Origin of the sequence: Micromonospora sp. A202, from assembly GCF_006715105.1 — a bacterium.
Classification (GTDB): domain Bacteria; phylum Actinomycetota; class Actinomycetes; order Mycobacteriales; family Micromonosporaceae; genus Micromonospora; species Micromonospora zamorensis.
In genome coordinates this window covers 6,848,812-6,868,186 of record NZ_VFMP01000001.1, presented here as the reverse complement: position 1 = coordinate 6,868,186, position 19,375 = coordinate 6,848,812, and the positions used below count along the sequence as shown (strand labels likewise).

Here is a 19,375-nt window from a genome sequence, read left to right as displayed (position 1 = left end):
GTCATGGGCAGCGGAATCTGGTCCACCGACGTGTACGACGCCGCCGACCGCTACCGCCGGTCCACCGGCAAGAGCGCCTTCTCCTACAGCGACAGCGGGGCGCGCACCGTGCACACCGCGCTCGACCCCCGCGACGGGATGCGCGAGAGCCGCGACTCCGACGAGCACCCCCGGTCGACGCCGGTCGCCGTGCTCTTCGACGTGACCGGCTCGATGCTCAAGGTGCCGCGTGTCCTGCAGACCAAGCTGCCGCAGCTGCTCGGGCTGCTGCAACGGCAGGGGTACGCCAGCGACCCGCAGATCATGTTCGGCGCGATCGGCGACGCCACCTGCGACCGGGTGCCGTTGCAGGTGGGCCAGTTCGAGTCGGACAACCGGATGGACGACGACCTCGGCCGGATCGTCCTCGAAGGCGGGGGCGGCGGGCAGATGAGCGAGTCGTACGAGCTGGCCATGTACTTCATGGCCCGGCACACCGCCACCGACAACTGGGAGAAGCGCGGCCGGCGCGGCTACCTGTTCATCATCGGCGACGAGCTGGCGTACCCCCAGGTGAAGGCCCGGGAGGTGGCCCGCCTGATGGGCGACGACCTGACCGAGGACGTGCCGCTGCGGCAGATCTTCGACGAGCTGACCCGCCGCTGGGACACCTACTTCCTGCTCCCCGCCGGCAGCCACTACGCCGGCAACGCCAAGGTGCTCGACTTCTGGCGGGGCCTGCTCGGGCAGAACGCCGTGGTGCTCGACGACCTCGACGCCGTCTGCGAGACCATCGCGCTCACCATTGGCCTCGGCGAGCAGGCCATCGACCTGGACGAGGGCCTGCGCCACCTGGACCACGCCGGTTCCAGCGCCACCGGCACCGTCTCGAAGGCACTGGCCCGCCTCGGCCGGGGACGGCGGGCCGAGGTGTCGACGCTGCCCGCGTTCACCGACACCACCGGTGGGGTGACCCGGCTGTGAGGCACGTGGCGGTGGTTGACCTCGGCTACGGGGACGCCGGCAAGGGCACGGTGGTGGACTGGCTCTGCGCCACCCGGCCCGTGCACACGGTGGTCCGTTTCAACGGGGGCGCGCAGGCGGCGCACAACGTCGTGCTGCGCGACGGGCGGCACCACACGTTCGCGCAGTTCGGCGCCGGCACGTTCCATCCCGGTGTCCGTACGCACCTGTCGCGGCACGTCGTGGTGGATCCGCTGGCGCTGGCCGCCGAGGCCGACCATCTCGCCACGGTCGGGGTGACCGACGCGCTCGACCGACTCACCGTCGACGGGGACGCACTGCTCGCCACCCCGTACCACCGGGCCGCCAACCAGGCCCGGGAGATCGCCCGGGGAGCCGACCGGCACGGCTCCTGCGGGCTGGGGGTGGGCGAGACCGTCGCGTACGGTCTCGCCCACCCGGACGACGCGCCCCGGGTCGCGGACTGCCGCAGCCCGACGCTGCTGCGTCGCCGGTTGACCGCCCTGCGGGAGCGGCTGACCGCAGAGCTCGGCCCACTGGACGCGCCACCGGTCGAGGACTGCCTGCCCGCGTTCACCGGGTTCGCCGGGCGGGTCGCGATCGTCGACGGGAGCTGGCTCACCGGGGCACTACGCGCGGGGATCTGCGTCTTCGAGGGCGCGCAGGGGGTGCTGCTCGACGAGTGGCACGGCTTCCACCCGTACACGACGTGGAGCACCACCACGTTCGCCAACGCCGACAGTCTGCTCGCCGAGGCGGGCCAGCCCCGCGCGACCCGGATCGGGGTGCTCCGGCTGGTCACCACCCGGCACGGGGCGGGCCCGCTGGTGACCGAGGATCCGACCCTGCCGCTTGCCGATCCACACAACCCGACGAACCCGTGGCAGGGCCGGTTCCGGTTCGGCCACTTCGACGCGGTCGCCCACCGGTACGCCCTCGCCGTGGCCGGTGGGATCGACGGCCTGGCCCTGACCCACCTCGACCTCGCCGGCCCCGAGCTGCGGATCTGCCGCCGCTACGACACCACCGACCGGCTCACCCCGGGCCCACCCGGTGACCTGGACCGGCAGGCCGCGCTCACCGCCCGCCTGCTGCGCTCCCGCCCGCTCTACGACGACCCGCCGGCGGACTGGGCGGAGGCGGTGTCCGCGGAGCTGGGCGCGCCGGTGGTGCTGACCTCGCACGGCCCCACCGCCGACGACAAGACCCCGCACGGTCCGCTGCTCGCCCCGCCCGCCCTGGTGGGCGCGGCCTGACTCCTGCGGTCCTACCGTGGTGGCGCGTCGACATCCGCCTGATGCGGTTCACTGTCCTGGTCGAGCACGCTCACCGGACGTTCGAAGAACGTCTCCAGCACGACGATGGCCTGGGTGCCGGTCACCCCGTCGATACCGAAGATGCGGCGCAGCGCCGCTTGCAGGTCCTTGGTGGTCGCGGTACGGATCTTCACCAACAGTGATGCCGCGCCAGCGATGATGTGCGCTTCCTGGATCTCGGGTATGGCCGCGAGCACGTCACGGGTAGGGGCGTCCCCCATCCACGAGGTGGCGTTGACCATAACGAAGGCCGAGACGCCGCGGTCCACGGCGGCCGGATCGACATCGACCGTGGTCCGGCGGATCACGCCGCGCTCGCGCAGCTTGCGCACCCGGTCATGGGCCGAGCCGGCGGACAGGCCGACCGCCTTGCCCAGCGCCGCGTAGGACTGGGTGGCGTCGTGCTGCAGGTGCGCCAACAGCGCCCGGTCGATGTCGTCCACCACTCGCGTATCCTCGAATGATATTTGGCTCTTAACGTGTTGACCATACCAGGTTTAGCTTTCATATGCTTCTGCCGAACGATGATCCGACATTGGGAGGCACGGATGGTCGACACTGTTCCCGCTGAGTTCCACCTGCTGGACGAGCGGTTCCGCAACTGCGACGGCGACTTCGTGGTCGAACGGCTGCACACCGGCGCACGTAAGACCGAAGGGCCAGCGTATTTTCCGGCTGGCCGCTACCTGGTGTGGAGCGACATCCCCAATGACCGGCTGCTGCGCTGGGACGAGATCACCGGTGCCGTCGGCGTCTACCGCCACGGCTCGGGCTACACCAATGGCAACACGGTGGACCGCCAGGGCCGGCTTGTCACGTGCGAGCAAGGCAACCGGCGGGTCACCCGTACCGAGCACGACGGCACGATCACCGTGCTCGCCGACCGCTTCGATGGCAAGCGGCTCAACAGTCCCAACGACGTGGTCGTCCGCGCCGATGGGACGATCTGGTTCACCGACCCGAGTTACGGCATCCAGGGTGACTACGAGGGCAACAAGGGCGACAGCGAGTTCGGCGGCGCCTGTTACGTGTTCCGCCTGGACCCTGCCACGGGCGATCTGCGCATCGTGGCGACTGACTTCTGCCGCCCCAACGGCCTGGCGTTCTCCGCCGACGAGCAGCAGCTCTACATCGTGGACACTCGGCAGGACCCCAGTCACGTCCGCGTCTTCGACGTCATGGCCGACGGCACCCTCGACCACGGGAAGATCTTCGCTGAGTGTGACTTCGGCCGCTTCGACGGCATCCGTCTCGACGACGCTGGGCGAGTGTGGGTCGCGGCCTGGGACGGCGTGCACTGCTTCGACCCGGACGGCACCCTCATCGGCAAGCTGCTGCTGCCCGAACCGGTAGCCAATCTCACGTTCGGTGGCCCGAAGCGCAACCACCTGTTCATCACCGCCGGCGCCTCGGTGTACGGGCTGCGAGTCACCTTCAACGGCGCCCACTACCCCGAGGCTACTGGCGAGAAGCGATGAGCAACGCGACGCTCCCCGAAACGCCCGCCCGATCACAACGGCGGCGGCGACCTCACAAGCGTCGACCACCAGCAGCCCACGGCAGTACCGGTTGACGAAGGGAACTGAGGCGGCGCTTGGCTGACCGGTCGGCGCAATGTCGGCGAAGCGCCACCGACCGTCGTTGAGCCGCCGAGCATGGGGGCATGGACGCCCTGCTCGACCTTCTCCGTGGGACGGTCACGTCGCCGTGGGTCTACCTGGTGATCTTCGGGCTCACCGCGATCGACGCGTTCTTCCCCGCGGTGCCGGGCGAGGCAGCAGTGATCACCGCCGGGGTGCTCTCGGCAAGCGGCGGGCACCCCAGCCTGACCCTGGTGATCGTCAGCGCCGCTGCGGGCGCGCTGGTCGGCGACCACATCTCGTACGCCATCGGTCGGGGTGGCGGCGCGCACCGGCTGGCCCGGCTGCCTGACGGCAGCCGGCGACGGGCCAGCTCCGAGTGGGCCCGTCGGGCGGTGGACCGACGCGGCGGGATCATCCTGACCACCTCCCGGTACGTGCCGGGCGGGCGGACCGCCGTCACCCTCACCATGGGGGCGGTGGGCTATCCCCGCCGGTCATTCCTGCTCTACGACAGCATCGCGACGATCACCTGGGCGCTGTACTGCGGGCTGCTCGGCTACTTCGGCGGGCTGGCGTTCGAACGTGACCCGGTGAAGGGCGTGCTGGTCGGGGTGGGGCTCTCGGTGCTCGTCACGTTCGGGCTGGAGGGGCTCCGGTGGCTACGCCGCCGAGCACACCGTCGCGCCGCCGCCCGACGTTGACGGCCGCACCCGTCACAGCAGGTCAGCGTCGTGCACCAGGATGGCCAGCTGCACCCGGTTGCCCGCCTGGAGTTTCGCCAGCGCCCGACTGACGTGTGCCTTCACGGTGGCCTCGCTCATCGTCAACCGTCGGGCGATCTCCGCGTTGCCGAGCCCGCGCGCCACCTCCCGGACGATCTCCAGCTCGCGCGCGGTGAGCGGGGCGAGCCGCTGCCGGGCCGCGTCCCGACGGGCCGGACCACGCTCGGCGAACGAGCTGATCAGGCGTCGGGTCACCGTCGGGGCGAGCATCGCGTTCCCGGCGGCCACCGTACGGACGGCGGCGGCCAGCTCGCGGGGCGGAGTGTCCTTGAGCAGGAATCCCACCGCTCCGGCCCGCAGCGCCCGGTGCACGTACTCGTCGAGGTCGAAGGTGGTCAACATGATCACCTTCGGTCCGGCGGAGACCACCTCGGGCGCGACGGTCAGCCCGTCAACGCCCGGCATCCGCACGTCGAGCAGCACCACGTCGGGGCGTAACCGGTGGGCCTGCTCCAGCGCGCCGGCACCGTCCGCCGCCTCACCGACGACAGTGATGTCCTCCGCCGCCTCCAGGATCAGCCGCAGACCGGCACGGACCAGTTGCTCGTCGTCGACCACCACCACCCGGATCACGTCGCACCCGCCAACGGGATCAGGGCCCGGACCAGAAAGCCGCCGTCCACGGGCCTGGCCTCCAGTCGGCCGCCGAGCAGCTCGACCCGCTCGCGCAGCCCGAGCAACCCCTGGCCGGCGCCGGGCAGCGCCGCCCCGCCCTCGGACGGACCGTTGCGGACCATCACCTCCAGCCCGTCCGGCAGGTAGTGCAGGCCGACGATCGTCTCGGCGTCCGCGGCGTGCTTGCGCACGTTCGTCAACGCCTCCCGGACCACCCGGTACGCGGTACGCCCCAGGGTCGCCGGTAGTGCCGTCGGCACGCCCTCGTCGCGCCGGGACACCCGCAGCCCGGCGGCGCGGGACTCCCCGATCAGCTCGTCCAGCGCGTCGATTCCGCGCTCCGGCACCACGGTCGGGCCGGCCTGTCGCAGCACGCCCAGCACCTCGCGCAGGTCGGTGAGCGCCTGCCGACCGGTAGTCCGGATCAGCGCGGCGGCCTCGACGGTCGTCGGGTCCCCGGCGGTCACCTCCAGCGCCCCGGCGTGCACGACCATCAACGAGACCCGGTGCGCCACCACGTCGTGCATCTCTCGGGCGATCCTGGTCCGTTCCTCGGCACGGGCCCGGTCGGCGCGGGCCTCCTGCTCGCGTTCCAGTCGCTCGGCCCGATCCCGGAGTGCGGCGAGGGTGTCCCGGCGCGCCCGCACCCAGAGGCCGAAGACCAACGGGAGTACGACCAGACAGGCGGCGAGAAGCAGCACGTTGCCGGTGCTGGCGGTGGTGATCCGGCGTGTGCCGCCCACTTCCAGCCCGACCAGCACCCCACCGGCGAGCACCAGGGTCGCGGCGGCGAGGAAACTGGCGAGCCCTCGACCACGCAGTCGCAGACCCGCCTGGTACGAGGCGACCACCCCGGCCGCCGCGGCCGCGAGCACCAGCCAGCCCACCGCCGCAGCCAGGAACAACGGCCAACGGCGCGTGCGGATCGTGCCGGCGGCCCAACCCGAGGCCACCGCGATGAACAGCGCGACGACGCCCGGCAGCGGCGAACGGACGCCGAGATCACCGGTCGAGCTGGCCCAGACGGCTGCCGCGACGGTGACGGCGAGCAGCACGGAGGCGTACCGCTGGACGGCCCGCCGGACGGCGACGGCGCTGGAGGCCACGCAGCGAGCTTAGGGCTCAGCGGACGGATCGAGCCGTTCCGCGCCGCCAGACCGGGGTGGGGTGAGGGATGACCCCTAGCCGCCGTCGGGGCCGGATGCGACCTAAGTAGTGGTGCCCGTCTGACCACTGGCCGATGGCGGGAGCCGCCGCCCACACCAGCATCAGGACCATGGATCTACTCGACCTGCTGCACGAGACGATGTCCTCGCCCTGGGTGTACCTGGCGATCTTCGCGATCGCGGTGCTCGACGGCTTCTTCCCGGTGGTGCCGAGCGAGACGGCGGTGATCACCGCTGGAGTCTTCGCAGCCTCCGGCGCGCCGTACCTGCCGGCCGTGATCCTGGTGGCTGCCGCCGGAGCGCTGGTGGGTGACCACGTCTCGTACGCCATCGGGCGGGGCGGTGGCGCGCGGCTGCTCGACCGGCTGCCGCCCGACGGTCGACGCCGGGCCGCCATCGACTGGGCCCGGCGGGGAATCGCGACGCGCGGCGGGTTGATCCTCACCGTGGCCCGCTATGTGCCGGGCGGCCGGACCGCTGTCACCCTCACCATGGGGGCGGTGCACTATCCCCGCCGACGCTTTCTCGCCTTCGACGCGCTAGCCGCCGGCTCGTGGGGGCTCTACTCGGCGCTGGTCGGCTACGTGGGCGGGCTGGCCTTCGAACAGGACCCGTTGCGCGGACTCGTGCTCGGCCTGGGCCTCGCACTGACGGTGACGCTGATCGTCGAGGTGGTCCGATGGCTGCGCAACCGCCGCCGGTCCGCGCGGCCGGCACCGGTGACCGCGCCGCTGGGTCGGACCCCGGTGCGGTGACCGGTCAGTCGACCGGTGGGCGCCAGGTCGCTCCGTGCAGGAGCTGGGCGGCGCCGAGCCAGGCCACGTTCATCATCCGGGTGGCCGTCTTCTCCGGGTCGGCGTCCGGGTGGTCCGCGAGCCAGTCGGCCAGCGACTCGGTCGCGCCGACCAGGGCGTACGCGACGACTTCCAGGTCGACGGCGGTGATCTCACGGCCCTCGGCTCGCAGCGCGTGGTCGAGCATTCCGGCGACCACCTCGACGAGCCGGGCCCGCATCGCGGCCAGCTCCCCGGCGAACGGCTGCTCGCCCCGGGCCTGCCGGTAGAGCACCGCCCAGCCGTCCCGGTACGCGCCCACGAAGCCGAAGAACGCCCTCAACCCACGCCAGAGCCGCTCGTCGGCCGGCAGGTCGGGGGCGGCGGCTCCCGCGATGGCCTGCATCATCCGGGTGCCCTCCCGGTGCAGGCAGGCGACGAAGAGCTCCTCCTTGGTGCCGAGGTACGCGTACACCATGGGCTTGGAGATGCCGGCGTCCTCCGCGATCTCGTCCATGCTGGCGGCGTGGAAGCCGCGACGGGAGAAGACCTTCACGGCCGCGTCGAGCATCTGCTGCTCGCGGACGGCGCGTGGCAGGCGCTTGAAGGCGGGGACGGTGGACACCTTGCGAGCATACCTACTCGTGCGTAGGGTTACGCACGAGTAGCCAAATCTTCCGGAAGGCACACACCTGATGACTGACTTCGACCCGGCCACCTTCGCCAACGTTGGCCCCAAGGAGTTCGCCCAGCTGGTCAAGTCCACCCCGGACGACAAGATCGCTCAGGTGATGTCCGGTGACATGCGCGACAAGGTCCTGGGCGAGGTGTTCGGCCGGATGCCGTCGCTGTTCCGCGCGGACCGGGCCGGCTCGACCAACGCGGTCATCCACTGGGTCATCACCGGTCGCCCCGACGGCGGCAGCGACACCTACGAGGTGGTCATCGCCGACGGCGCGTGCGTCGTGAACGAGACCCCGCAGCACGACCCGAAGCTGAGCCTCACCATGGGCCCGGTCGAGTTCCTGAAGATCGTCTCCGGTGGCGCCAACCCGGTGATGATGTTCATGACCGGCAAGCTGAAGGCAAAGGGCGACCTCGGCCTCGCCGCCAACATCGCCAACCTGTTCGACATCCCCAAGGCCTGACATGGCTGAGTTCTCGCTTGACCTGAATGAGGAACAGCGGGATCTACGCGACTGGGTGCACGGCTTCGCCGCCGAGGTCGTGCGCCCGGCCGCCGCCGAGTGGGACGAGCGCGAGGACACTCCGTGGCCGGTGATCCAGGAAGCCGCCAAGGTCGGCCTCTACGGCTTCGAGTTCCTCGCCACCTGCTGGGCCGACCCGACCGGGCTCTCCCTGCCGATCGCCAGCGAGGAACTCTTCTGGGGTGACGCCGGCATCGGCCTCTCCATCTTCGGCACCTCACTCGCCGTCGCCGCCATCTACGGCGCCGGCACCCCTGACCAGATGGTCGAGTGGGTGCCACAGTGCTTCGGCGACGTCGACTCACCGGCAGTCGCCGCGTTCTGCACCAGCGAACCCGAGGCCGGCTCCGACGTCGGCGCGATGCGCACCCGGGCCGTCTACGACGAGGCCACCGACGAGTGGGTGCTCAACGGCCAGAAGGCGTACGCCACCAACGGTGGGATCGCCGGCGTGCACGTGGTCACCGCCTCCGTCGACCCCACCCTCGGCTCCCGAGGCCAAGCGGCGTTCGTCGTACCGCCGGGCACCCCCGGCCTGGCCGCCACCCGCAAGCTGCGCAAACTCGGCCTCCGCGCGTCACACACCGCCGACGTCTTCCTCGACGACGTACGCGTGCCCGGCCGCTGCCTGCTCGGTGGGCGGGACGCCCTGCTGGAACGCCTCGACCGGGCCCGCTCCGGGCAGCGGGCCAGCGGACAGGCCGCGATGCGCACGTTCGAGCTGTCCCGACCCACGGTCGGCGCGCAAGCGCTCGGCGTGGCCCGGGCCGCCTACGAGTACGCCCTGGACTACGCCAAGGACCGGGTCCAGTTCGGACGGCCCATCATCGAGAACCAGGCGGTCGCGTTCGCGCTGGCCGACATGCGGATGGAAATCGACGCGGCACGGCTGCTGGTCTGGCGCGCCTCGTGGATGGGCCGCAACAACCGCCCGTTCACCGCGGGCGAGGGCTCGATGTCCAAACTCAAGGCCGGCGAGGTGGCGGTGTCGGTCACCGAGAAGGCGGTGCAGTTGCTCGGCGGGGCCGGCTTCCTGCGCGACCACCCGGTCGAGCGCTGGTACCGGGACGCCAAGATCTACACCATCTTCGAGGGCACCTCGGAAATCCAACGACTGGTGATCTCCCGGGCGATCTCCGGGATGCAGATCCGCTGACCGCCGTCGGCCCGGCGCCTCCTCAAGGGGGGTCGGGCCGACGGTGGCCCGGACTCCACGATCTGTGCCGTCTTCGTCACCCCGCGCCGACGCCAACTGGGCCTTCAGCCGCCCCCAGTGCATGATCAAGGAAGAAGCCCTGATGGACGGGCAGGCCACTGCCCCGTCCGCGCACCACCCCTAGGAGGTCTGCGGCATGGACCTGCCGTTCACCGTCGCCACCCTGACCCGTCGCGGACTGCTCACCCCCGGCAACCCGGTCCGAGTCGCCGCGCAACTCAACGCCCTGCGTACCTGGGGGTGGAGCCTGGCTGGCGAATTGCGCCAGGCGGCCGCCCGGGATCCCGGCCGGACGGCGGTCATCGACGAGGACGGCGTCGAGCTGACCTACCACGACCTGCTCGACCGGGCCGAACGGATGGCCAGGTCGATGAGGGCCGGGCACGGCGTGCAGACCGGCGACCGGATCGGCGTGCTCTGCCGCAACCACCACGGGCTGATCGAGACGATCGTCGCCGCCACCCTGCTCGGCGTCGACGCGGTGCTGGTCAACACCGGGCTCTCCGCGGCCCAGCTCGGCACCATCGCCGAGGAGCAACAGCTGCGACTGCTGGTGCACGACGACGAGTTCGCCGAGCGGGTCCTCGGACTCCCCGCCGAGCTGCCCCGGCTCGACGAACGCGCCCGCGAGGAGCTGGTGGCCGGCGCGCTGCCGGGCGACCTGCGCCCGCCGGAGCGGGACGGCCGGATCATCGTGCTCACATCCGGCACCACCGGTACGCCCAAGGGCGCCCGTCGTCGCACGCCCAAAGGCTTCGGCCCGCTGGTGTCCATCATCGGCCGCATCCCGCTGCACACCAGGACCCGGGTGATGATCGCCGCACCGATCTTCCACACCTGGGGATTCGCCGCCCTCCAGGTCTGCCTGGCCCTGCGAGCCACCATCGTGCTGCACCGACGCTTCGACCCGGCCGCGACACTCGCCGCCCTGACCGCCAACCGCTGCGACGCGCTGTTCGCCGTACCCGTGATGGTGCAGCGACTGATGGAGGTGCCCCCGCCGGACCCGCGCCCCCCGCTCAAGGTCGTCGCGGTCAGCGGCTCCGCCCTGCCCGGCGGGCTGGCACCGAAGTTCATGGATGCCTATGGCGACGTCCTGTACAACCTCTACGGCTCCACCGAGGTCTCCTGGGCGTCCATCGCCGGCCCGCAGGACCTGCGCCAGGCACCCACCACCGCCGGTCGGCCACCGCACGGCACCCGGCTGGAAATGCTCGACGACGACGGCCAGCCGGTGCCGACCGGACGGGTCGGGCGGATCTTCGTCGGCAACGAGATGCTCTTCGAGGGCTACACCTCCGGCACCAGCCGGGAAACCCGCGACGGTCTGCTCGACACCGGCGACCTCGGCCGGCTCAACGCCGACGGGCTGCTCTTCGTCGACGGACGGGCCGACGACATGATCGTCTCCGGTGGTGAGAACGTCTTTCCCTCCGAAGTGGAAGATCTGCTCGCCCAACTGCCGCAGGTCCGCGAAGTGGCCGTGATCGGCGTACCCGACCCCGAGTACGGCCAGCGCCTGTCCGCGTTCCTCGCCCTGCACCCCGACGAGACGCTCGATCCCGATGCGGTACGCGAGTACGTCCGGCGCTATCTCGCGCGCTTCAGCGTCCCCCGGGACGTGATCTTCGTGAAATACCTGCCCCGAAACGCCACCGGCAAGGTGCTCACCCGCGAACTGCGCCGCTACTTCGGCTGAGGTGCCGCCCAGCCGTCGGCCCGGCGGCTGCTCAGCCCGGAATCGTGATCCGGCCGTCGATGGCGGCGGCGGCGATGTCGGTGCGGTGCTGCGAGCCGGCCAACTCCACCCCGTCCACCAGCGCGTACGCGGCGTCCCGCGCGGCGGCCAGGTCGGAGCCGGTGGCCGTACCGCAGAGGACCCTGCCGCCGGCGGAGAGCAACGCGCCGTCGCTGGCCCGGCGGGCGGTGCCCGCGTGGATGATGCCCGGCCGGTCCGCGCCGGTGATGACGTCGCCGGTACGCGGCGCGGCCGGATAGCCAGCGGAGGCGAGCACCACGGTGACAGCGCTGCCGTCCCGCCATCGCAGCGGCGGATGCTCGGCCAGCGTGCCGGTGGCCGACGCGTGCAGCAGCCCGCCCAGCGGGGTCTCCAGCAACGCGAGCACCACCTGGGTCTCGGGGTCACCGAAGCGCGCGTTGAACTCGATCACCCGGGGGCCGGCGGCGGTGATCGCGAGCCCGACGTAGAGCAGACCAGCGAACGGGGTGCCCCGGCGGCGCATCTCCGCGAGCGTCGGGTGGACCACGTCGCGCATGACGTCGTCGACCAGGCCGGGAGGTGCCCAGGCCAGCGGCGCGTACGCCCCCATGCCACCGGTGTTCGGCCCCGTGTCCCCGTCGCCGAGGCGCTTGAAGTCCTGAGCCGGCAGCAGCGGCAGCGCCGCCTCACCGTCGGTCACCACGAAGAGGCTGACCTCCGGGCCGTCGAGGAACTCCTCGACCACGACCCGTCCACACTCGTTCGCGTGGGCCAGCGCGGCGGACCGGTCGTCGGTCACCACGACGCCCTTGCCTGCGGCGAGTCCGTCGTCCTTCACCACGTACGGGGCACCGAACTCGTCCAGCGCCCGAGCGGTGCTTTCCTCGTCCGTGCAGACGTACGCCCGAGCGGTTGGTACGCCGGCAGCGGTCATCACGTCCTTGGCGAACCCCTTGGAGCCCTCCAGCTGCGCGGCAGCACCGGATGGACCGAAAACGGCGATCCCCTTGGCGCGGACAGCATCGGCAACCCCGGCGACCAGCGGCGCCTCCGGCCCGATCACCACCAGGTCAGCGGCAGTCTCCACGGCCAGCGCCGCCACGGCGTCCGGATCGGAAGCGTTCACCGTCCGCAGCTCAGCCACCGAGGCGATCCCGGGATTACCAGGCGCGGCAACAACCGCGGAAACAGCCGGATCCGCCACCAACCCGAGGGCGAGCGCATGCTCCCGCCCACCACCACCAACCAAAAGAACCCGCACGACCGAGATCCTACTGTCCCCACCACCAGTGGTGTTGATCATGAGGTTGGCGGGCCTTTTGGTGATCCACTGACCCGTCAACCTCATGATCAACGAGAACGGGCGGCGACGAGTGCCTGGCGGACCGTCCAGGGGATGTAGTCGGGGCGGAGGGTGTCTTGCCAGGTGAAACGCAAGACGGTCCAGCCGGCGTTGACCAGGCGATTCTGGGGGCGGCGGTCGGCGAAGCGGCCTCTACGGTGCCGTGCACGTCTCGGCCGTCGGCCTCGGCGATCACCTGCGGTCCGCGCCAGCCCAGGTCACCAACGCCGAGCAGGTATCCGTCGTCGTCGCGCACCTCCAATTGAAGGGCATCCGGAGGCACCCGACCGTCAACGCAGCGGAGCCGGGTACGCGTCTCCAGCGGCGACTGAGCCCGACCGTCCGCCTCAGCCAGATAACCGCGTGCCGCGATCGCGCCGCGCCGGCCCCTGATCAACGCTGCGATGACCTCCAGGCATTCGGTCCTGATCAATCCCCGATTGAGCGCGGAATCGAGCACGGAGACCGCGGCATAACGGCGCTCTCGCAGGATGATCTCTGCGACGGTCAGCCGTGGCACAGTAGCCGCGATCCCGTTCACCTGCACCACCTTCCCCGGAGGGTGTTCGAGCTGGTGCAGCACGATCGCGGGGTCCGACACCCGCGCCCTCTTGGCCGCCCTGCCCGGCAGCGCCACGTGGATCTCGTCGCTACGCGGCAGACCGGCAATGCCGTGCAGCTCAGCCGCTGTGCCGAACACCGCGTGAGCCTGCGGGCCCAACGAGAGCACAGCGGCGCGGACACGACACTGACGGGCGGGCGATTCGATGGACCGGCTGCGGACCAGATAGACCGCTCGTGCGAGTGGTCGCCACCGCCCGACGGTCACCAGATGGTCGATGTCGTGTCGACTGAATCCGGCACGCAACGCCTGCGCCCGAGTGATCAGGCCATCCTGGCCGCTGGCGATGACGCGTACGAGGTCTGTGCGATCCACGACGACCACGCTGACCGTTCACCAGCCACCCCACCACCCCTGTGGACAACCCTGTGGACAACACCCGCCAGCCCTGCCGTTGATCATGAGGTTGACGGGGCGTTCGTAGATCGAACACTCCGTCAACCTCATGATCAACGAGGGAGTGAGATGAGGTGGGGTGCGAAACAGGTCCGGGGTTAGGGGAGGAGGGGGTGGAGGACCACGTTTTCGTCTCGGCCTGGGCCTACGCCTACGACGCTCACCTTGGCGTTGCAGAGTTCCTCTACCCGGGCGATGTAGCGGCGGGCATTCTCCGGAAGGTCGGCGGCCGTCCGCGCCTTGGTGATGTCTTCCCACCAGCCGTCGAGCTCCTCGTAGACGGGCTTGGCGTGGTGGAAGTCCGTCTGGCTCATCGGCATGTCGTCGACCCGGACGCCGTTGATCTCGTAGCCGACGCAGATCGGCACCTTGGGCATGCCGGTGAGCACGTCCAGCTTGGTGATGACCAGGTCGGTGACACCGTTAAGGCGGCAGGCGTACCGGGCGACGACCGCGTCGAACCACCCGCACCGGCGCTCCCGCCCGGTGGTCGTGCCGTACTCCGCGCCGATCTTGCGCAGGTGGTCACCGTTGGCGTCGAACAACTCGGTCGGGAACGGCCCCGCGCCGACCCGGGTGGTGTACGCCTTGCTCACCGCGATGACCTTGCTGATCGCGGTCGGCGGGATGCCGGCACCCACGCAGGCACCACCGGCGGTCGGGTTCGACGAGGTCACGAAGGGGTACGTGCCGTGGTCCATGTCGAGCATGGTGGCCTGGGCACCCTCCAGCAGGACCGTCTCGTCCCGGTCCAGCGCGTCCCAGAGCATCGCCCGGGTCTCCGCGATGTACGGCTTGAGCCGCTCCGCGTACGCCAGGTACTCCTCGACGGTCGCCTCAAGGTCGATCGCCTTGCGGTTGTAGACCTTGAACAGGATCTGGTTCTTCTCGCGCAGCGCGAGTTCCAGCTTCTTGCGCAGGATGCCCGGGTCGAGCAGGTCCTGCAGGCGGATGCCGATCCGGGCGACCTTGTCGCCGTACGCCGGGCCGATGCCCCGGCCGGTGGTGCCGATCCGGGACGAGCCGAGGTAGCGCTCGATCACCCGGTCCAGCGCCCTGTGGTGCGGCATGATCAGGTGCGCGTCACCGGAGATCCGCAGTCGGGACACGTCGACGCCGCGCTCGGCCAGGCCGTCGATCTCGGCGAGCAGCACCTTCGGGTCGACCACCACACCGTTGCCGATGACGATCATCGCGTTCGGCGAGAGCGCTCCGGACGGCATCAGGTGCAGCGCGTACTTCTGGCCGTCCGGGGTGATCACCGTGTGGCCGGCGTTGTTGCCGCCGGAGTAGCGCACGACGTAGTCGACCCGCTCACCCAGCAGGTCGGTAACCTTGCCCTTGCCCTCGTCGCCCCACTGAGCGCCGAGGAGCACGATCGCTGGCATCTTTTCCGCCTCCAGAAGGCTCGGGTGCCAGGTGGCGACCGGTTGGCGAGCCCGGGGTGTCAGGTTAACAAGTAATGACGGCGCGGCCGGCAGGGGTCGCGTCGAGAGGCAGGAGGCTCCTTCCGTGTACGACGTGGTGCTGCTCACCCTCGGTTCGGAGCGGGACGCTCCCGGGGGCTGTGGCAGCGGCGGGGCCTGCTGCGGCGGTGCGGCCGAGACCGCCACCGACTCGACGAGCCAGACCGACAACGGCCAGACCGACACCAGCTCGACGAGCCAGACCGAGACCGGCCAGACCGACACCAACCAGGCCGACGCCAGTCAGGCACCCCGGGCTGAGGCCGGCGGTGACACCGAGCGGTGCGCCACCGAGCGGCCACGGGTGCCGGTGCTGGCTTGTGCCGACGCGCTGAACGCCCGAGGCGCCCGGGTGGAGATGGTCACCGCCCGCTCGGACGCGGAGATCGACGCGGTGCTGGCGCGGCTCGACGGTCCGGCACGCCCGGACGGGCTCACCTGGCCGGACCCGGACGGCAAGACCCGGCTGGTCGTCGCGACGGCCAACGACGGGCAGTTGCGCGCCGTGCTGCGCCGGCTGGTCCGGCGGTACGCCCCGGCGCCGAGCAAGCGCCCCGCGGATCTGCCCGGCAACCGGACTCTGCCCGACCTGCCGCCGGTGGGCGTACTCCCGCTCGACCCTGCCCGTGGCGGCACCCACCGCGACCTGGCCGCGCAGCTCGGGCTGCCCCGTGACCCGGCGGTGGTGGCCGCCGCGGTGTTGGACGGCACGCCGCGCCGACTGGACCTGCTGCGCAACGACGGTGGTTCGGTGACGCTGGACGGTGCGTTGCTCGGTGCCGCCGACGACGCCGGGCGGCCGCTGCACTGGCGGGCTCGGGTGGAGGTCGACGACGCCATCCTCACCGACGGTGACGAGCCGCTGCTGGCCTGCGCGGTCGCCAACGCCGGCGGCTACGCGACGCTCGACGACGTCACGCTGCTGACCGCACCGGACCCGGCCGACGGCCAGGTCGAGGTCGCGGTTGCCGTGCCGGTGGTCGTCCGCTCGGCATTCGGCCGCAAACGGGTACGCCTCGAAGTCCGGCGGGCCCGTGGCCGGGCGGTTTCGGTGCTGCCCAGGGAGGGGAAGGTGCCGTACCTCGACGATGGTGTCGAGGGCGAGCTGACCCGGAAGCGCTCCTGGTGGGTCGAGCCGGGCGCCTGGGCGGTCTGGTCGATCTGACGTCGACGGCGCGGAGCGGCCGACCTCGGCTGCGCCGCCCGCCCCTCATGGGCGGATGCGCCTATCCTCGCAGGAGGACTGGGGAGGGCCCTAATGGACGAGAACGCCGACCGGGCGCAGGTGCACGGCCAGCAGCCGGTGCCAGAGCGGGACATCGAACCACTCTGGCCACCGGATCCGACCGACCGGGGCGCGGGGACCGTCGTACCGCCCTGGGCGGCGGTCGCCGAGCAGCGGGGCGCGCCGTCGTCGGCCGCCCCCGGGCCGGTTACGCCGCCGGTGGCGGCCCCGCCGATCAACCGGCCGCCGGTCCCCGGACAGCCGGGCGCTGCCCCGCTGCCGCCACCCTCGCCGTCCGACTACCCGTCGCTGAGCGGTGCCGTTCCGGCGCCCGGGGGTTGGGGCGCTGGCGGCCCGGCCGGCGGAGGGTCGGGCTGGGGGCCGCCGCAGCCGAGTTGGCCACCAGCGGCCGCTCCGACCGCCGCGGCGACGCCGCCCGGTCCACCGGCGATGGGCACGCCGCCAGCGATGGGCACGCCGCCAGCGATGGGCACGCCGCCAGCGGGCAACGCTCCGGCGAGCAACGGCGTCCCGGGCGGCACCGGGGTTCCTCCGGCACCGAACACCGCCTTCGGGCCGACGGACAGCCGACCCGAGAGGGCGAGCACCGCAGCCGGCGCGACGCAGGCGCAGCCAGGTGACCGCGGTACGGCCGCCGTCCCCGCCCCGCCGGTCAACCCGGGCGGTGTCGACCTGGACCTGCCGTTCACCCTGGACAACCCCACCGCAGGTGCCCCGCCCACCGGCCGCGCCACCGTGCCAGAGCCCACCGGCCGCACCACTGCGGCAGAGCCCACCGGCCGCACCACTGCGGCAGAGCCCACTGCCGCGGGCCCCGCCCCGGCAGCTCCTCCGACACCGGAGTCCGCGACGGCCGGACCAGCGCCGCAGGCTGGCGGGACCGGCGAGGACGGGCCCGCTGGTGGAGCGGCACGGCCGGCCAGCGAGTCGCCGTGGGCGTATCCGCCGCAACGGCCGGCCGGCGCAGCCGCACCGACCCACGACGAGGGCGCCACCGCGACGCCCCCGATCCCAGCCCCGCCGCAGCCGCACTCCGGCGTCCCGCAGGCCGGCCCCGGGCAGGCCGGTCAGTCTGGCCAGGCCGGCCAGGCGTTCAACCCGGCGATTCCCGGTCAGGCCGGCCCGACGCCGATCCCGCCTCCGCCCGACCTGACGCAGTTCAGCAACCTGCCGCCGCAGGTTCCCCAGCAGGCCGCACCGCCTGGGCCGTTCCCGCCGTCCCCTGGCTGGTACCCCCCGCCGTGGCAGCAGGGCCCGCCCGGCGTACCTCCTGGTCAGCCTTACCAGGAGGCCGAGGGGGTGGCCCAGGTGCCGACCACCGGATACCCGGACGCGAGCTGGACGCCGGAGTCCACGGCGGTGCCGACCGCCGAGGACTTCAGCAAGCGTCGACAGGTCCGGCCCGCCGACCCGGTGGCGACCATGGGCGTACGCGCGGTGGTCAACAAGATGGGGCTGCTCCGGCTCTCTCCCGGGCGGCACGAGCAGGAGCTCAAGCGGGACATCGAGATGGTGCGCCGCAACTTCGGCGGGTTGCGGCAGGTGACCGTGGTCAACCCGAAGGGCGGTGCCGGTAAGACGGTGGCCATCCTGCTGCTCGCGATGACGTTCGGTCAGAAGCGCGGTGGCTACGTGCTGGCGTGGGACAACAACGAGACCCAGGGCACCCTGGGGATGCGCGCCCAGCAGGACTTCCACTCCCGCACTGTGCGGGACATGCTGCGTGACCTCGGGCAGTTCCAGGGCGCGCACGGACGGGTCGGCGACCTGTCGCAGTACGTTCGCTCGCAGGGCGAGGGGATGTTCGACGTCCTGGCCTCGGACGAGTCGGCCACGGGCGGCGAGATGTTGACCGCGGCCGCGTTCGCCGAGATCCGCGAGGTGGTCAGCCGATTCTACAAACTGATCTTCGTGGACACCGGCAACAACGTACGGGCGCAGAACTGGCAGGCCTCGATGGACGCCACCGACCAGTTGGTGGTCACCATGTCGGCCCGTAACGACTCGGCGGAGACGGCCGCCCGGATGCTCGACCATCTGGAGCAGAGCGGCCGGCAACGGCTGGTCCGCCAGGCGGTGACTGTGGTGTCGATGCCGCCGTCGCGCAAGGAGATCGACCTGCCGGCCATCCAGGAGCACTTCGCGGCCCGCACCCGGGCGGTGCTGCTGGCCCCGTACGAGCGGCTCATCGACACGGGTGAGCCGATCCGGTACGGCGGGCTCTCCTCGGCCACCCGGGACGCCTGGCTCAAGATCGCCGCCGCGGTTGCCGAAGGGCTGTGAGCCTCCGACGGCCGGCCCGACATCGGGCCGGCCGTCGGATCGGGGTCAGTTGCTCGCGAGCGCGTCCGCCGCCGCCGGGTCGCAGTCACGCAGGAACTGGGCGCAGCGGGCTGCCTCGTCGGCCTCGCCGATCTCGTCCGCAGCTCGGGACAGCACGTAGAGGCAGCGGAGGAAGCCCCGGTTGGGCTCGTTCGACCACGGCACCGGGCCGTGCCCCTTCCACCCGCTGCGGCGCAGCTGGTCGAGGCCCCGGTGGTAGCCGGTGCGCGCGTAGGCGTACGCGGTCACGACCTGGCCCTGCGCGAAGGACCGGGCCGCGAGCTCCGCCCAGGCCGCGCTGTAGGTGGGAAAGCCGGCCGCCACGCTGGCGAACGCCTCATCGGTGCCGGCCTCCTCGGCGGCAGCCAGGGCGGCGTCGGCCTCGTTGTTCGCGGGCAGGCGGGTGGCCGGTGGCTCTGGCAAAAGGTTCTGCATCGCCCCATTCAACCCGCTGGACAGGGCGACACGCGAGCGGGTCGGCCGACACGTTCCGCTGAACGGCTGAGGAGTTGGTCACGCCTGCGGCCTATGCCGCTGCCAGGTGTTTTCCACTACAACTAATGGTCCGGAGCCTCCCCAGGAACCGGTAACGCAGGAGCCCGGTGGCCACGACCACCGGGCTCCTGTCGTTTCACCCCG

18 protein-coding genes are annotated in these 19,375 nt (G+C 71.6%); 10 read left to right on the top strand and 8 right to left on the bottom strand.

Annotation, left to right across the window (positions count from 1 at the left end; genetic code table 11):
• Positions 1–3 precede the first annotated feature (3 nt).
• Both FBZ33_RS31925 and FBZ33_RS31920 read left to right on the top strand, forming a co-directional pair.
• Complete coding sequence (locus FBZ33_RS31925; RefSeq protein WP_141912130.1) at positions 4–963, top strand: hypothetical protein; 960 nt, start codon at positions 4–6, stop codon at positions 961–963.
• Positions 960–2,219 (top strand): adenylosuccinate synthetase, encoded by a 1,260-nt coding sequence (locus FBZ33_RS31920; protein WP_141912128.1) that lies wholly within the window; start codon positions 960–962, stop codon positions 2,217–2,219. The genes FBZ33_RS31925 and FBZ33_RS31920 overlap by 4 nt, the downstream gene beginning before the upstream one ends.
• Before the next feature lie 11 nt (positions 2,220–2,230).
• Here FBZ33_RS31920 and FBZ33_RS31915 read toward each other — a convergent pair whose 3' ends face one another.
• Positions 2,231–2,725 carry an Lrp/AsnC family transcriptional regulator gene (locus FBZ33_RS31915; RefSeq protein ID WP_141912126.1) on the bottom strand — a complete coding sequence of 165 codons (495 nt, stop codon included), beginning with the start codon at positions 2,723–2,725 and terminating at the stop codon, positions 2,231–2,233.
• A gap of 102 nt (positions 2,726–2,827) precedes the next feature.
• On the opposite strand from FBZ33_RS31915, the gene FBZ33_RS31910 reads away from it, so the two are divergent.
• Positions 2,828–3,757 (top strand): SMP-30/gluconolactonase/LRE family protein, encoded by a 930-nt coding sequence (locus FBZ33_RS31910; protein WP_141912125.1) that lies wholly within the window; start codon positions 2,828–2,830, stop codon positions 3,755–3,757.
• Between the two features lie 185 nt (positions 3,758–3,942).
• Complete coding sequence (locus tag FBZ33_RS31905) at positions 3,943–4,563, top strand: DedA family protein (RefSeq protein ID WP_141912123.1); 621 nt, start codon at positions 3,943–3,945, stop codon at positions 4,561–4,563.
• 12 nt (positions 4,564–4,575) lie between these two features.
• Here FBZ33_RS31905 and FBZ33_RS31900 read toward each other — a convergent pair whose 3' ends face one another.
• Together FBZ33_RS31900 and FBZ33_RS31895 are read right to left on the bottom strand one after the other, a co-directional pair.
• Positions 4,576–5,217, bottom strand: coding sequence for a response regulator transcription factor (locus FBZ33_RS31900; RefSeq protein WP_141912122.1), 642 nt, complete (start codon positions 5,215–5,217; stop codon positions 4,576–4,578).
• On the bottom strand, positions 5,214–6,365 hold the full coding sequence (locus FBZ33_RS31895; RefSeq protein ID WP_141912120.1) for a sensor histidine kinase: 1,152 nt from the start codon (positions 6,363–6,365) through the stop codon (positions 5,214–5,216). Before FBZ33_RS31895 ends, FBZ33_RS31900 begins: the two co-directional genes overlap by 4 nt.
• A 170-nt stretch (positions 6,366–6,535) precedes the next feature.
• On the opposite strand from FBZ33_RS31895, the gene FBZ33_RS31890 reads away from it, so the two are divergent.
• The gene (locus FBZ33_RS31890) at positions 6,536–7,180 is read left to right on the top strand and encodes a DedA family protein (RefSeq protein WP_221629519.1); all 645 of its coding nucleotides are present in this window, start codon (positions 6,536–6,538) and stop codon (positions 7,178–7,180) included.
• 4 nt (positions 7,181–7,184) lie between these two features.
• Here FBZ33_RS31890 and FBZ33_RS31885 read toward each other — a convergent pair whose 3' ends face one another.
• A complete protein-coding gene (locus FBZ33_RS31885; protein WP_088950934.1) occupies positions 7,185–7,823 on the bottom strand; it encodes a TetR/AcrR family transcriptional regulator in 639 nt (212 codons plus the stop codon).
• A 70-nt stretch (positions 7,824–7,893) separates the two neighbouring features.
• Here FBZ33_RS31885 and FBZ33_RS31880 point away from each other — a divergent pair, with 70 nt between their 5' ends.
• The 3 genes from FBZ33_RS31880 (at position 7,894) to FBZ33_RS31870 (ending at position 11,321) form a co-directional block, all read left to right on the top strand.
• Positions 7,894–8,346 carry an SCP2 sterol-binding domain-containing protein gene (locus tag FBZ33_RS31880; RefSeq protein WP_088950933.1) on the top strand — a complete coding sequence of 151 codons (453 nt, stop codon included), beginning with the start codon at positions 7,894–7,896 and terminating at the stop codon, positions 8,344–8,346.
• Position 8,347: 1 nt separating this feature from the next.
• Positions 8,348–9,562: an acyl-CoA dehydrogenase family protein gene (locus FBZ33_RS31875; protein ID WP_088950932.1), complete on the top strand. Its 1,215-nt coding sequence runs from the start codon at positions 8,348–8,350 to the stop codon at positions 9,560–9,562.
• A gap of 196 nt (positions 9,563–9,758) precedes the next feature.
• Positions 9,759–11,321, top strand: a complete 1,563-nt coding sequence (locus FBZ33_RS31870) for an AMP-binding protein (protein WP_141912117.1) — start codon at positions 9,759–9,761, stop codon at positions 11,319–11,321.
• 31 nt (positions 11,322–11,352) lie between these two features.
• On the opposite strand, the gene purD is transcribed toward FBZ33_RS31870, so the two are convergent.
• The 3 genes from purD to FBZ33_RS31855 form a co-directional block, all read right to left on the bottom strand.
• On the bottom strand, positions 11,353–12,603 hold the full coding sequence (gene purD / locus FBZ33_RS31865) for a phosphoribosylamine--glycine ligase (RefSeq protein WP_141912115.1): 1,251 nt from the start codon (positions 12,601–12,603) through the stop codon (positions 11,353–11,355).
• A gap of 10 nt (positions 12,604–12,613) precedes the next feature.
• Positions 12,614–13,621: a type IV toxin-antitoxin system AbiEi family antitoxin domain-containing protein gene (locus FBZ33_RS31860; RefSeq protein ID WP_255509087.1), complete on the bottom strand. Its 1,008-nt coding sequence runs from the start codon at positions 13,619–13,621 to the stop codon at positions 12,614–12,616.
• A 179-nt stretch (positions 13,622–13,800) separates the two neighbouring features.
• On the bottom strand, positions 13,801–15,090 hold the full coding sequence (locus tag FBZ33_RS31855; RefSeq protein ID WP_088950929.1) for an adenylosuccinate synthase: 1,290 nt from the start codon (positions 15,088–15,090) through the stop codon (positions 13,801–13,803).
• 124 nt (positions 15,091–15,214) lie between these two features.
• On the opposite strand from FBZ33_RS31855, the gene FBZ33_RS31850 reads away from it, so the two are divergent.
• Positions 15,215–16,333: a hypothetical protein gene (locus FBZ33_RS31850; RefSeq protein ID WP_141912113.1), complete on the top strand. Its 1,119-nt coding sequence runs from the start codon at positions 15,215–15,217 to the stop codon at positions 16,331–16,333.
• Positions 16,334–16,426: 93 nt separating this feature from the next.
• Positions 16,427–18,697, top strand: coding sequence for a chromosome partitioning protein (locus tag FBZ33_RS31845; protein ID WP_141912111.1), 2,271 nt, complete (start codon positions 16,427–16,429; stop codon positions 18,695–18,697).
• A 45-nt stretch (positions 18,698–18,742) separates the two neighbouring features.
• Here the strand turns inward: FBZ33_RS31845 and FBZ33_RS31840 are convergent, their stop codons facing one another.
• The gene (locus tag FBZ33_RS31840; protein WP_088950926.1) at positions 18,743–19,171 is read right to left on the bottom strand and encodes a DUF3151 domain-containing protein; all 429 of its coding nucleotides are present in this window, start codon (positions 19,169–19,171) and stop codon (positions 18,743–18,745) included.
• Positions 19,172–19,375 lie beyond the last annotated feature (204 nt).